The following is a 13,045-nucleotide window of genomic DNA, read 5'->3' as shown; positions in this document are numbered from 1 at the left end:
AACCGCCTCTTCGACCGCGATCTCGTCGAAGGGGTTCATGCTCATCTTGACGTTGGCGATGTCCACACCGCTGCCGTCGCTCTTCACACGCACCTTCACGTTGTAGTCAACCACTCGCTTGACGGCTACCAGAACTTTCATCTCGCACTCTCCTGAAACATGGATTGGATTGAATGAATTTTAGGTTTCGACCCCTCGTGAAGAGGGGTCCAGACGAGCGTTCAACGTGAAAAAACGAACGATCGTTCGATTCTTTGATTGTCTCATGTCTTTGGACCGAATTGCTCACCAAAGCCCCACTGCTAGACTGCGCGCCCCATGAGCACCCACGAGTCCCCTCTGATCGGCGTCTTCGATTCAGGAGTCGGCGGGCTGTCGGTGCTGAAGGCCGTGCACCAGCAACTGCCCGGCGCCAACCTGCTCTACGTGGCCGATTCGGCCCATGCGCCCTATGGCGAACGCACGGATGAGTTCATCGTCGAGCGCTCGCACCGCATCGCCAGCCACCTGCTGGCGCAAGGCGCAGGCTTGCTTGTCCTGGCCTGCAATACCGCCACCGCGATGGCAGCGGCCAGCCTGCGTTTCCGATGGCCCAGTCTGCCCATCGTCGCGGTGGAGCCCGGCCTCAAGCCGGCGGTGGCGATCTCGCGCAACGGACGCATCGGCGTGATGGCCACACCGGCCACGCTGCGCAGCGACAAGTTTCAGCGCCTGCTGAGTGCCCACAGCAGCGGCATCGAGGTGTTCCTCCAGCCTTGCCCAGGACTCGCCGGCCTCATCGAGCACGGCAACCCGGAAGACCCGAAGCTGCTCGCGCTGGTGCAGCAGTTCAGCCAGCCGCTGAAGCAGGCGCAGGTCGACACGGTGGTGCTGGGCTGCACCCACTACCCCTTCATTGCGGCGCAGATCCAGGCCGCGTTCGGTGCGGACGTGAAGCTGGTCGACACGGCCGACGCGGTGGCGCGTCAGGCGGCCCGGCTGGTGGGCGAAGCGCGGGGATCGGTGGCGCAGGAGCGGGACGTGCTGCTGCAGACCACCGGCAATGCGAATCAGCTTGCCGACATTGCGCAGCGCTGGCTGCCGTTTGCCTGCAAGACGGAGAACGCGCCGGGCTTGTGAAAGCCGTCTGGTGCCTGGGACGGGGATCGAACCCGTACGCCCTCTTTCGAGAAGCGGCGGAGTTTAAGTCCGCTGTGTATACCAGTTTCACCACCCAGGCAGCGCCCGGATTATCGGCTGGCCCATTCACTCGGCCTTGAGGCGAGCTTCCAGCGTGATCTCGGGCACGCTGGCCAGGGCCTTGGAGAGCGGGCAGCTGCGCTTGGCCGTTTGTGCGATCTCGTGAAACTGGGCCTCGCCCATGCCCGGGACCACCGCTTCCAGCGTGAGCGCGATGCGATCGATCAGGAAGCCGTCTCCTTCCTTGGCCAGGCGCACGCGGGCCTGGGTGTCGACCTCTGCAGTGCCAAAGCCGGCTTTGTCGCACGCGAACGAGAAGGCCATGGTGAAGCAGGCCGCATGGGCGGCCGCGAGGATCTCCTCCGGGTTGGTGCCGGCGCGGTCGTCCTCGAAGCGGCTGCCGAAGCCGTAGGGGTGATCGTTGAGGGCACGCGTCTCGGTGCTGACGCGCCCCTGGCCCAGCTTGCCTCGGCCGACCCAGTGAACGCTGGCGGTCTTCTCGATCATGGCGACTCCTTGAAGTTGAAACGAAGAACCTTCACTTCGGGCGCGATGCACGGACCGCGTGGCGGGGCCTGCCCGGTTCGGATGGTGGTCATGGCAATCGGATGAAAGCAATGACCGAGTATGGACAGCCGCCCCAAGGCACGGCATCGGACAAGTGCGCGGCGTGGCCGGGTGTGCGTCCTACATCGCCCCTTGACAATGCAGGGCCACACCCCATTTGGGACAATCCCGGCTCCCAACGGACGAACAGGCCACGACCCATGCAGCAGCTCCACCACGGCAAGCACGCCACCCTCATCACCTAGTCACGGCCTTTCGACACATCGGAAGGCTGCCCTGCCTTCCGCGCCCAACACCCCGGCAGGCACTCCCTCCGGGGTTTTGTTTTTTCGGCTCACACCATGCGCACCTTCGACAAGCTGATCGCCACGATTCACTTCGCCAAAGCACGGGCCGGCTTGCGCTCGTCCTTTGGCGTGGTGTCGCTGCAAGCGCCTTCCTAGCGCCAGCCTGGCCGCGGATCGATCCGCCGAGGGCTGGCACACAGCCTTCAACGAAAGATCCGAATGAACAACCGCACCCGAGAACTCAGAAACATTGGCGTCATTGCGCACGTGGACGCAGGCAAGACCACGACCACCGAACGCATCCTGTTCTACACGGGCGAGAACCACCGCATGGGCGAGGTGCACGACGGCACCACGACCATGGACTTCGACCCGCAGGAGCGCGCGCGCGGCATCACCATCAACAGCGCGGCCACCACCGTGTTCTGGAAGGGCACACAGATCAACCTGATCGACACGCCCGGGCACATCGACTTCAACATCGAGGTCAACCGCTCGCTGCGCGTGCTCGACGGCGCGATCGTCGTGTTCGACGGCGTGGCCGGCGTGGAGCCGCAGACCGAGACCAACTGGCGCCTGGCCGACAAGTACCGGGTGCCCCGGCTCGCCTTCGTCAACAAGCTCGACCGCGTGGGGGCCGACTTCCTGCGCGTCGTGCAGATGATGGAAGAGCGCCTGGGCACGAAGCCGCTGGTGCTGCAGTTGCCGATCGGCGCCGAGGACGGCTTCCACGGCGTCGTGGACCTGATCGCCATGAAGGCGCACGTCTGGTACGGAACGAAAGCCGGCGAACCGTTCGAAACCCAGACCATCCCGCCCGAGCTGATGCCGCAGGCGACAGCCTGGCGCGCCCGCCTGGTCGAGGCCGCGGTCGAGCAGGACGACACCGCCCTGGCTGCCTACCTGAACGGCGACGAGCCCTCGCCCGAGCTGCTGCGCGCCTGCGTCCGCAATGGCACGCTGGCAGGCGCCTTCGTGCCTGTGCTGGCCGGTGCGGCGTTCAAGAACAAGGGCATCGAGCCCCTGCTCGACGCGGTGGTCGACTACCTGCCCGCGCCGCAGGACGTGCGCGTGCCCGAAGGCCAACCCGAAGCGGACCCCGACGGCCCGCTGGCCGCGCTCGCCTTCAAGGTCGTGACCGACACCCACGGTTCGATGGTGTTCGTGCGCGTCTACCGAGGCCAGCTGCGCCCGGGCGATGTGGTGCTCAACACCCACACCGGCAAGACCGAGCGCGTCGCGCGCTTGTACGAGGTGCACGCCGACAAGCACGAGGAACGCCCGCTGCTGCAGGCGGGTGACATCGCGGGCGTCGTCGGCCTGAAGGACACGCTGACCGGCCACACCCTGGCCGACCGCCGGCACCCGGTGGTGCTGGAGGAGATCAGCATCCCCGAGCCGGTGATCCACGTCGCGGTGGAGCCGCGCACCCAGGCCGACCAGCAGGCGCTCGGCAAGGCATTGCACGCCCTCGTGCGGGAGGACCCGAGCCTGCAGGTGCGGCAAGACGCCGAGTCGGGCCAGACCATCCTCTCGGGCATGGGCGAGCTGCAGCTCGAGGTGACGCTCGAGAACCTGCGCAGCAAGCACGGCGTGAACGTCTCGACCGGCCGCCCGCAAGTGGCGTACCGCGAGACGATCACGCAACCGGCCGAGGTGCGCCACCTGCACAAGAAGCAGAGCGGCGGCCCGGGGCAGTACGCCGAGCTGACGCTACGGCTGACACCGCTGCCGCGCGGCGAAGGCATCCGCTTCGTGAGCCAGGTGGTAGGCGGCGCGATCCCGCGCGAGTTCATCCCGGCGGTGGAAGCCGGTGTGCGCCGCGCAGCGGAGACAGGCGTGCTTGCGGGCTTCCCGCTGGTGGACTTCCAGGCCACGCTGGTGGACGGCAGCCACCACGAGCGCGACTCGTCGACGCTCGCCTTCGAGCTGGCGGCGGGTGCCGCCTTGCGAGAGGCGGCGGCGCAGGCCGCGCCCGTGGTGCTGGAGCCACTGATGGCGGTGGAGGTGGTGACGCCGCCCGACCACCTCGGCGACGTGATCGGCGACCTGCACCGCCGGCGCGGCGGCATCCGCGGCCAGCACGCACGCGGCAACGCGGCCGTGGTGGACGCTCAGGTGCCGCTGGCGGAGATGTTCGGCTACATCGGCAACCTGCGTGCGCTCTCGTCAGGGCGTGCGCAGTACTCGATGCAGTTCGACCACCACGCTATGGTGCCGCCGCAGGTGCAAGCGCACCTGTTGAGCCGCTGAGCCACGAGGGCGCAGGCCGCGGGGCCTGCGCCCTTTTCTTCGTCCGCCGGGGCCTCAGTAGTTGATGCTGTAGCGGTAGCCCTTGTAGGCCAGCACCGCCGACTTCAGCCGGATCTGTTCAAGCACCAGCTCACCCGCCACCTTGTCGCCTTCGTGGAACACCTGGCCGTTGAGGATGAGCATGCGGTTGGCCGGTGTCTGCGAGTACATCGCCCCGCCGATCACCAGCTGTGGCAACTCGCGGCGGATGTTGTCGGGCAGTTCGTTGAAGGTGGCCACGGGGCGCTCATCCGCGGCCGGCGCCGAGGCCTTGGCTGCAGCTGGCTTGGTGGAGACCGCAGCCGCCGGCTTGGGCTCCGGCTTCGCCTGCGCAGCGGGTGCCTCCGGCGGCGCCTGCAGCACCAGCGACTGCGCAGGCGGCGGCGTTTGGCGTGGAGCTGGGGGGGCCGGAATCGGCGGCGGCGCGGGTGGCAGGGCAGCCACCGGAACCGGCACCTCCGTCGCAGCGCCGCTGCTGCCCAAGAACTGCCATGACAACACCGCAACCAGCACCAGCGACAGGCCGATCACGGCCCACAGCAAGGGATTGGAGCGGCGCGTGTCTTCTTCGTCGTCGTCTCCATCGGCCTGCGCCGGGGGCACGGGCTTGGCGTGCAGGCTGGGCACGGCACCGCGCTCGCGTTCGGAGTCGGCTCGCCTGAGTGCATCGAGGATGTACGACATCGCCCTGCCTTTCAGTTGGAGGCCATCTCGACCTGAAGCCGCGGCTCGTCTACACCCGCTGCGCGGTTGAGCTGCATGACCGTCACCGGGCCGACTCGGCCGTCCGGGCGCAGGCCTTGCGCCACCTGGAAGGCCGACACCTTGGCCTGCAGGCCGGCGTCGAACTTCTGCGTGCCCGCGGGGGGCTTGTCACCGTTTACCTTGGCGAGTTGCATCGCCAGCCAGTCGACTGCCGGCCCGGTGTTGCCGGTGACGAGCTTGCTCTCGTAGTTGGGCGGCATGCGCCACAGGGTGGCAAACTCGCCGCGCCAGGTGCGCGCGAGCGACTGCAGGCTGACGGTCTGTGTCACGCCACCGGCGCGCAGGCTCGCGCTCTGGTTCGTGAGCCCCACCAGCAGCGCGTAGCCGGGCTTGCCGGCTTCGTCGTAGAGCGTGAGCAGGCAGGGCCGCGCCAGCTGGCGGATCAGCGCCAGGCCGCCGTCGCTCTTGAAGCATTGCAGCTGCTGGCGCGAGGCCGAGGCGCAGGGGTCGCCTTCACCCAGCGTGGCCTTCCAGGCTGGAGCAAGCTCGTGCCACGCAGCGCTCTCGCTCAGCAGGTTGAAGCGCACCGGCAACACCGGCTCGGCAGACACGGCGCTGGCCGCCGCGGCCACCGGCGCACTCGCCGCCGCCACGGCGGGGCTGCTGGCCACGCCCGAGGCCGCCTTGGCCACGGCCGGGCGCGCCGCGCCGCGCTCGGTCGCCCAGCTCACCAGACCGAACAGGACCGCGCCCACCAGCAGCCCGGCCAATGAGGCCAGCGCCGCCACGCGCGTGACCCGCCGCGACGGCTCGGCCGCCACGTCGTTCTCGCCGAACACCTCCAGCGCAGCCTTGTCGACCGTCTCGCGGTCCACCCGCGATCGCCCCGCGCCATAGGCGCCCAGCAAGGAGCGGTCGCACAGCAGGTTGATGCGCCGCGGCACGCCGCGCGAGAGCTGGTGGATGCGCTTGCGTGCCGCCCGATCGAAAGGCACCAGCCCGCTTAAGCCCGCCACGCCGAGGCGATGGCGGATGTACTGCGCCGACTCCGCTTCGGTCAGCGCCTGCAGGTGGTAGCGCGCCGTCACGCGCTGGGCCAGTTGCTCCAGCTCCGGCCGGGCCAGCATGTCGCGCAGTTCGGGCTGGCCGATCAGGATGATCTGCAGCAGCTTGCGTTCGCTGGTCTCCAGGTTGGTCAGCAGGCGCAGTTGTTCCAGCACCTCGCTGGAGAGGTTCTGCGCCTCGTCGATGATGAGCACGTTGTTCTGCCCGACGGCGTGCGTCTTGAGCAGGAACTCGTTGATCGGGTCGATGTATTCCTTGACCGTCTCGCCGCGCGGGTGGTCCGGCGCCAGCGGGATGCCGAACTCGTCGCACACCGTCTTCAGGAGCTCGATGACGGTGAGCTTGGGGTTGAAGATGTAGGCGAAGTTGCAGCGCTTGGGGATCTGCTCCAGGAAGCAGCGGCACACGGTGGTCTTGCCGGCTCCGATCTCGCCCGTGAGCAGCACGAAGCCACCACCACCCCGCAACCCGTAGAGCAAATGCGCCAGGGCCTCGCGGTGCCGCTCGCTCATGTAGAGGTAGCGCGGGTCGGGAGCAATCGAGAACGGCTCCTGCCGCAGGCCGAAGAATTTGGCGTACATCGTGGCCGGGAGTCTATCCCCGCCCTGCCCAGGTTCCCGCCCAGACGGGCTATCCTGCACCGCGCATGAACCCCTACTACGACCCTGCCAAGCGCCATCACCGGCCCGACGGCTTCCAGAACAACCACAGCGAGTTCAAGCCCAAGTCGCTGGCCGAAGTGCTGCGCTGGCGCTTCGATGCGGCGCGCCATGGGTTGCCGAGGCCGCCCGCCGAACCCGTGCCGCAGGTGGCGCCCGACACGGCCTTCCTGCACGCCAACGCGCAGGCTGGCATGCAGCCGGCCGTCACCTGGATCGGCCATGCCACCGTGCTGGCCCAGCTCGGCGGGCTCAACCTGCTCACCGACCCGATCTTTTCGCAGCGCGCCTCACCCAGCAAAGTGGTTGGCCCCAAGCGCCACCAGCCCCCCGGCGTGGCGCTGGCCGAGTTGCCGCGCGTGGATGCCGTGCTGGTCTCACACAATCACTACGACCACCTCGACGGTGCCTCGGTCGATGCGCTGAGCCGCCAGCGCGGCGGGCCGCCCTTGTTCGTGGTGCCGCTGGGCCTGAAGCCCTGGCTGGCCTCACGCGGCATCCGCCATGCGGTCGAACTCGATTGGTGGGAAAGCCACCGCCTGGGCGAGGTCGAGGTGATGCTGCTGCCGGCGCACCACTGGTCGGCACGCGGGCTCAACGACCGCATGACCACGCTGTGGGGCGGCTTTGCGGTGTTCGCCAGCGACTGCCACCTGTTCTATGCCGGCGACACCGGCTACTCGCGCGACTTCACCGACATCCGCGAGCGCCTGGCACCGCGCCAGTCGGCCGCGCACGGCGGCGGCTTCGACATCGCCCTGCTGCCCATCGGTGCCTACGAGCCGCGCTGGTTCATGTCCACCCAGCACGTGAACGTGCCCGAGGCGGTGAAGATCCATCTAGACCTCGGCGCCAAGCGCTCGCTCGGTGTGCATTGGGGCACCTTCGCGCTCACCGACGAGCCGCTCGACGAACCTCCACGCCTGCTGGCCGAAGAGCGCCGTCGGCAGGGCCTGGTCGACGACGAGTTCAGCACCGTCGCCATCGGCGAGACGCTGCGGCTGCCGCCGCGGGTGTAGTCAGGAAAGGCGCTCGACGATCGTCACGTTGGCCAGCCCGCCGCCTTCGCACATGGTCTGCAGGCCGTAGCGCTTGCCGCGCTGCTTGAGTGCATGCACCAGGGTCGTCATCAGCTTGGTGCCCGAGGCGCCCAGCGGGTGGCCGAGCGCGATCGCGCCACCATTGACGTTCAGGCGCGCGGGGTCGGCGCCCGTCACCTGCAGCCAGGCCAGCGGCACCGGTGCGAAGGCTTCGTTGACCTCGAACAGGTCAATGTCGTCGATGTTCAGCCCGGTCTTGTGCAAGGCCTGCAAGGTGGCCGGGATGGGTGCCTCCAGCATGATCACCGGGTCGTGGCCGATCACCGTCATGTGGTGCACGCGCGCGAGAGGCTGCACGCCCAGTGCCTTGAGCCCGCGCTCGTTGACCACCATCACGCCGCTGGCGCCATCGCAGATCTGGCTGGCGGTGGCCGCCGTGACGCGGCCCTCCGCCTGGATGAGCTTGACGCTGCGGATGCTTTCCAACGAGGCATCGAAGCGGATGCCCTCGTCGGCGCGGTGCATCTCGCCGCTCGCGCTGCCGTCCTGAAGGCGCACCGCCACAGGGGCGATCTCTTCGTCGAAGGCACGGGCCTCGGTCGCCGCGATGGCGCGCCGGTGGCTGCCGTAGGCGTACTCGTCGAGCAGGTCCTTCGACAGCCCGTACTTCCTGGCCATGGCCTCGGCGCCGTGAAACTGGCTGAACTCGACGCCGGGGTAGCGTTTCTGCATGGCCGGGCTCACGTAGGTGCCTAGGCCGTTCTTTGCCGGCAGTGTCATCGGCATGCCCATGGGCACGCGGCTCATGCTCTCCACGCCGGCGGCGATCACCACATCCATGGCACCCGACATCACCGCCTGTGCGGCGAAGTGCAGCGCCTGTTGCGACGAGCCGCATTGCCGGTCGACTGACGTACCGGGCACCGACTCGGGCAGCGTGGAAGCCAGCACCGCATTGCGTGCCACGTTGGCCGCCTGTTCGCCGGCCTGGCCCACGCAACCCATGATCACGTCGTCGATCAAGGCCGGGTCGGCGCCGGTGCGGCGCACCAGTTCGTCGAGCACCTGCGCCGCCAGGTCGGCCGGGTGCCAGCCCGACAAGCGGCCGCCACGGCGGCCTCCGGCGGTGCGGGTGGCGGCAACGATGTAGGCCTCGGCCATGGGGGACTCCTTTGCTGGATGAATGCACCCGATTCTGGCCTCTAAGAGCTGGCGCTCCACTCGATGTTTGCCCCCAGGCTGCGCAGGTTCTCCACGAAGCGCGGGTGCGCACGGCGTATCGGCGCAGCGTTCCTGATCACCGAGCGCCCATCGATGCTCGCCGCCAGCATCAGCAGCGCGATCGCCACGCGGATGATGTAGGGGCTCTCCAGCACCGCCGGCACCAGCGGCTTGCCGCCGAAGGTGATCACACGGTGCGGGTCAGAGAGGAAAGCATGCGCGCCGAACTTGGATAGTTCCGAGGTCCAGCCCATCGCGCCGTCGTAGACCTTGTTCCAGAACATCGCACTGCCCTCGGCCTGCACGCCCAGGGCGATGAAGATGGGCAGCAGGTCGACCGGCAGATAGGGCCAGGGCGCGGCCTCGATCTTTTGCAGCATGTTGGCCGTGAAAGGCTCGCACACCCGCAGCTTGCCGAGCACACGGGCATGCGACCAGCCGTCGCGGTGCGTGACATGCACGCCGAACTTGGCGAAGCAGCGGTCGATCAGCGGGAACTGCTCGGGCGACGAATTGCGCACCACCACTTCGCCCCCAGTGATCGCCCCGAGTGCGAGGAAGGTGACCACTTCGTGGAAGTCTTCGGTGAAGCGAAACTCTGCACCACCGAGCGCATCGACGCCTTCGATGGTGAGCCGAGAAGTGCCGATGCCTTCGATGCGTGCGCCAAGTTGGCACATGAAGGCGCAGAACTCCTGCACGTGCGGCTCGCAGGCGGCGTTGGTCAGGGTCGAGGTGCCGCTCGCCAGCGCGGCGCACAGCACGAAGCTCTCGGTGGTGGTGACCGAAGCGTAGTCGAGCCAATGCTGGGTGGCGAGCAAGGGGCCGGCCGCGCGGAGGATGAGCGCATCGTCGCTGCGCTCGACGTGTCCGCCGAAACGTTGCAGCACCTCCACATGCGGGTCGATCTCCCGCACGCCCAGCGTGCAGCCTTTCACGTCGTTCTCGATGCGCGCTTCGCCAAAGCGGGCGAGCAGCGGCGGCACCAGCATGATGGACGAGCGCATCTCCTGCGGCAGCCGATGGCGCTTCACATCAAAGACCGTGTCGCGATGGTGAATGCCGACAATGCCGCGCTCGAAATCGGCATGCACCTCGCTGCCGAGTTGCTCGAACAGGGCGAGGACCTTGCGCACGTCGGTGATGTCGGGCACACCACGCAGTTGCACGGGCTGCCGCGTGAGCAAGGTAGCGCACAAGATAGGCAACACCGCGTTCTTGTTGGCTGAGGGCACGATGCGGCCCGACAAGGGATTGCCACCCCAGACGACGAGGTGGTTGGCCGCAGACGACGAAGGAACGATCTGTTGCAAAGCGGGACGGGCTGACACGACGTGGGCTCCTGGGTTCTCGCCACCGGCTCGGTGGGCGCGGCGCCAGCATCGGTGCGGCCTGCGAAGCTGGTATGAAGCGCACAGCCCCTGTGTGAAGCCTGGGTGAACACCGCTATTGCCGATGCCCTTGAAACCCGACACCATGAGGTCTGTCTTCCGCTGCAGTACAGAACCAGCATGAACAAACGCATCCCGTTACTCACGACCGCCCTGCTCCTCCTTGCGGCCGGCGCCCGCGCTGCTGCACCGTCTGCAGACGCAGTCAAGGCAGCCGAAGGCTGCGAGGCCGCCGTCATCGACACCATCAAGGAAATGCGTGGCCGCGAAGCGCAAGACGTGCAGTTCAACAAGGACAAGCGCGTACTCGCGCCCACCACCGGTGAAGACACCGACGTCAAGGGTGCCGGGCGCTACAAAGGCCCGGGTGGCGCCTCCATGCCCTTCACCTACGGCTGCGCGTACAACACCAAGACCGGCGCCACCTCGGGCATCGTGTTCCGCGACGCAGCGGCGCTGCGCGCTGTAGAAGAAAAGCCTTGGCAACCTGATCTGATGAGCGTGTCACCCGAAGCATGCGAGGCCGCCGTGGCCTCGGCCCTCAAGAACAAGCATCCGCGCGTCGGCCGCATTGCCTTCGGCTCCGATTCACGCCAACTGGTCCCCGCGCCCGCGGGCCGCTCCAGCCTGGAAGGCATCGGCGCCGTGGAGCGCGCACCGGGAATGAACTCGATCCCGTTCCGCTATCGCTGCGAGTTCGAGCCTGGCAACGGCAGGCTCGTTGCGGTACAGACCTTCGAATAGACATTGCCTCGCACAAAGCAAAACGCCCCGATTCATCGGGGCGTTTTGTTGAGCTGAAGGTGGAGGCGCGACCCGGAGTCGAACCGGGCTATACGGATTTGCAATCCGGTGCATAACCGCTTTGCTATCGCGCCCCGTGAAACCGGAGTCTATTGGCAAAAAGGGAAGCCGAAGCTTCCCTTTGGATATCTGGAGCGGGAGACGAGGCTCGAACTCGCGACCTCAACCTTGGCAAGGTTGCGCTCTACCAACTGAGCTACTCCCGCTTGGTGCCTCGATTAAAACAGACGCTGTCTGAATCAACCGAAGCTCGCATTATAGGACGAAAAACCTCGAACCGGCAAGCCCGAGGCACATTTTTCGTTCAATCAATGCTTGAGCGATTCACCCGTGACGGCCGGCGCCTCAGTCTTCACGCCATCGACCTTCGGCGGCTCCTCGTCGGCCAAGGCCTGCGGTGCCGATTCGAGCGCAATCTCAAGCACCTGATCGATCCACTTCACCGGCACGATCTCGAGGTGGTTCTTGACGTTCTCGGGGATGTCTTGAAGATCCTTTGCATTCTCTTCAGGAATGAGCACCGTCTTGATGCCACCGCGGTGCGCGGCCAGCAGCTTCTCTTTGAGGCCACCGATGGCCGTGACCTCACCACGCAGGGTGATTTCGCCGGTCATCGCTACGTCGGCACGCACCGGAATGCCCGTCAACGCCGACACGAAGGCCGTCGTCATCGCGGCACCCGCGCTCGGGCCGTCCTTGGGCGTAGCACCGTCGGGCACGTGGATGTGGATGTCGCGCTTCTCGAAGAGCTCGTCCTTGATGCCCAGGCGGCGTGAGCGGCTGCGCACCACGGAGCGTGCTGCTTCGACCGACTCCTTCATCACGTCGCCGAGTGAACCGGTGCGGATGATGTTGCCCTTGCCAGGCATCACGGCGCTCTCGATCGTCAGCAGATCGCCACCGACTTCGGTCCACGCGAGGCCGACCACTTGGCCCACCTGATTGGCGTTCTCGGCACGGCCATAGTTGAACTTGCGCACGCCGAGGAAGTCGTTGAGGTTCTCTTCCGTCACGACGACCTTGCCGGTGTAGGTCTTGAGCTGGATGCCCTTGACCACCTTGCGGCAGATCTTCGACACCTCGCGCTCAAGCGAACGCACCCCCGCCTCGCGGGTGTAGTAGCGGATCACGCCTCGCACAGCCGATTCGGTGACTTCGAGCTCTTCATCGGCCACGCCGTTGTTCTTGCGTTGCTTGGGCAAGAGATAGCGGGTTGCGATGTTGACCTTCTCGTCTTCCGTGTAGCCCGAGAGACGAATCACTTCCATCCGGTCCAGCAGGGCCGGCGGAATGTTCATCGAGTTCGACGTGGCGATGAACATCACGTCCGACAGATCGAAATCGACCTCGACGTAGTGGTCGCTGAAGGTGTGGTTCTGCTCAGGGTCGAGCACTTCCAGCAGCGCCGACGACGGGTCGCCACGGAAGTCCATGCCCAGCTTGTCGATCTCGTCGAGCAGGAACAGCGGATTACGCGTGCCGACCTTTGACAGGCTCTGCAGCACCTTGCCCGGCATGGAGCCGATGTAGGTGCGACGGTGCCCGCGGATCTCGGCCTCGTCGCGAATGCCACCCAGGGCCATGCGCACGAACTTGCGGCCGGTGGCGCGCGCCACGCTCTGGCCGAGCGAGGTCTTGCCGACGCCCGGGGGGCCGACCAGGCACAGGATCGGCGCCTTGACCTTGTCGACGCGTTGCTGCACCGCGAGGTACTCGAGGATGCGGTCCTTGACCTTCTCGTCTTCCGTGTAGCCCGAGAGACGAATCACTTCCATCCGGTCCAGCAGGGCCGGCGGAATGTTCATCGAGTTCGACGTGGCGATGAACATCACGTC

The 13,045-nt window shown here is 66.8% G+C and carries 10 protein-coding genes, 3 tRNA genes and 1 pseudogene; 4 read left to right on the top strand and 10 right to left on the bottom strand.

Annotated elements, in window-relative coordinates; genetic code table 11:
* A pseudogene (locus VFL64_RS09865) lies at nt 1-141 on the bottom strand (electron transfer flavoprotein subunit beta/FixA family protein); the annotation flags it as partial.
* A 177-nt stretch (nt 142-318) separates the two neighbouring features.
* Here VFL64_RS09865 and murI point away from each other — a divergent pair.
* Complete coding sequence (murI, locus tag VFL64_RS09860; protein WP_489540201.1) at nt 319-1,119, top strand: glutamate racemase; 801 nt, start codon at nt 319-321, stop codon at nt 1,117-1,119.
* Nucleotides 1,120-1,127: 8 nt separating this feature from the next.
* Here murI and VFL64_RS09855 read toward each other — a convergent pair.
* Together VFL64_RS09855 and VFL64_RS09850 are read right to left on the bottom strand one after the other, a co-directional pair.
* Nucleotides 1,128-1,219 (bottom strand) — tRNA-Leu (locus tag VFL64_RS09855).
* A 26-nt stretch (nt 1,220-1,245) separates the two neighbouring features.
* Nucleotides 1,246-1,686, bottom strand: a complete 441-nt coding sequence (locus VFL64_RS09850; protein WP_489540200.1) for an OsmC family protein — start codon at nt 1,684-1,686, stop codon at nt 1,246-1,248.
* A 566-nt stretch (nt 1,687-2,252) separates the two neighbouring features.
* Here VFL64_RS09850 and fusA point away from each other — a divergent pair.
* Entirely contained in the window at nt 2,253-4,286 is a 2,034-nt protein-coding gene (gene fusA / locus VFL64_RS09845; protein ID WP_489540199.1) for an elongation factor G, read from the top strand.
* Between the two features lie 54 nt (nt 4,287-4,340).
* Here the strand turns inward: fusA and VFL64_RS09840 are convergent, their stop codons facing one another.
* Entirely contained in the window at nt 4,341-5,009 is a 669-nt protein-coding gene (locus tag VFL64_RS09840) for a general secretion pathway protein GspB (protein WP_489540198.1), read from the bottom strand.
* Nucleotides 5,010-5,020: 11 nt separating this feature from the next.
* The gene (locus VFL64_RS09835; protein ID WP_489540197.1) at nt 5,021-6,676 is read right to left on the bottom strand and encodes an ExeA family protein; all 1,656 of its coding nucleotides are present in this window, start codon (nt 6,674-6,676) and stop codon (nt 5,021-5,023) included.
* Nucleotides 6,677-6,741: 65 nt separating this feature from the next.
* On the opposite strand from VFL64_RS09835, the gene VFL64_RS09830 reads away from it, so the two are divergent.
* Nucleotides 6,742-7,773: an MBL fold metallo-hydrolase gene (locus tag VFL64_RS09830; protein ID WP_489540196.1), complete on the top strand. Its 1,032-nt coding sequence runs from the start codon at nt 6,742-6,744 to the stop codon at nt 7,771-7,773.
* Here the strand turns inward: VFL64_RS09830 and VFL64_RS09825 are convergent, their stop codons facing one another.
* On the bottom strand, nt 7,774-8,955 hold the full coding sequence (locus VFL64_RS09825; RefSeq protein WP_489540195.1) for an acetyl-CoA C-acetyltransferase: 1,182 nt from the start codon (nt 8,953-8,955) through the stop codon (nt 7,774-7,776).
* Between the two features lie 41 nt (nt 8,956-8,996).
* Entirely contained in the window at nt 8,997-10,319 is a 1,323-nt protein-coding gene (locus tag VFL64_RS09820) for a UDP-N-acetylglucosamine 1-carboxyvinyltransferase (protein WP_489540202.1), read from the bottom strand.
* Nucleotides 10,320-10,526: 207 nt separating this feature from the next.
* On the opposite strand from VFL64_RS09820, the gene VFL64_RS09815 reads away from it, so the two are divergent.
* Nucleotides 10,527-11,150 (top strand): hypothetical protein, encoded by a 624-nt coding sequence (locus tag VFL64_RS09815; RefSeq protein ID WP_489540194.1) that lies wholly within the window; start codon nt 10,527-10,529, stop codon nt 11,148-11,150.
* A 60-nt stretch (nt 11,151-11,210) separates the two neighbouring features.
* Here VFL64_RS09815 and VFL64_RS09810 read toward each other — a convergent pair.
* From VFL64_RS09810 to lon, 3 genes are all read right to left on the bottom strand, one after another.
* Nucleotides 11,211-11,284: transfer RNA gene (locus VFL64_RS09810), tRNA-Cys, on the bottom strand.
* 56 nt (nt 11,285-11,340) lie between these two features.
* Nucleotides 11,341-11,416: transfer RNA gene (locus VFL64_RS09805), tRNA-Gly, on the bottom strand.
* A 102-nt stretch (nt 11,417-11,518) separates the two neighbouring features.
* Nucleotides 11,519-13,045 (bottom strand): endopeptidase La (lon, locus tag VFL64_RS09800; protein WP_489540193.1); only part of this gene is annotated, 1,527 nt, incomplete at its 5' end.

Source organism: Rhizobacter sp., assembly GCF_035702065.1.
Lineage (GTDB): Bacteria > Pseudomonadota > Gammaproteobacteria > Burkholderiales > Burkholderiaceae_C > Rhizobacter.
Note: the sequence above shows the minus strand (reverse complement) of the source record. Positions and strands in the feature narration are given on the sequence as shown.

Coding starts and splice junctions, on each gene's coding strand:
- murI (WP_489540201.1), top strand. CDS start 319: ATGAGCACCCACGAGTCCCCTCTGATCGGCGTCTTCGATTCAGGAGTC.
- VFL64_RS09850 (WP_489540200.1), bottom strand. CDS start 1,686: ATGATCGAGAAGACCGCCAGCGTTCACTGGGTCGGCCGAGGCAAGCTG.
- fusA (WP_489540199.1), top strand. CDS start 2,253: ATGAACAACCGCACCCGAGAACTCAGAAACATTGGCGTCATTGCGCAC.
- VFL64_RS09840 (WP_489540198.1), bottom strand. CDS start 5,009: ATGTCGTACATCCTCGATGCACTCAGGCGAGCCGACTCCGAACGCGAG.
- VFL64_RS09835 (WP_489540197.1), bottom strand. CDS start 6,676: ATGTACGCCAAATTCTTCGGCCTGCGGCAGGAGCCGTTCTCGATTGCT.
- VFL64_RS09830 (WP_489540196.1), top strand. CDS start 6,742: ATGAACCCCTACTACGACCCTGCCAAGCGCCATCACCGGCCCGACGGC.
- VFL64_RS09825 (WP_489540195.1), bottom strand. CDS start 8,955: ATGGCCGAGGCCTACATCGTTGCCGCCACCCGCACCGCCGGAGGCCGC.
- VFL64_RS09815 (WP_489540194.1), top strand. CDS start 10,527: ATGAACAAACGCATCCCGTTACTCACGACCGCCCTGCTCCTCCTTGCG.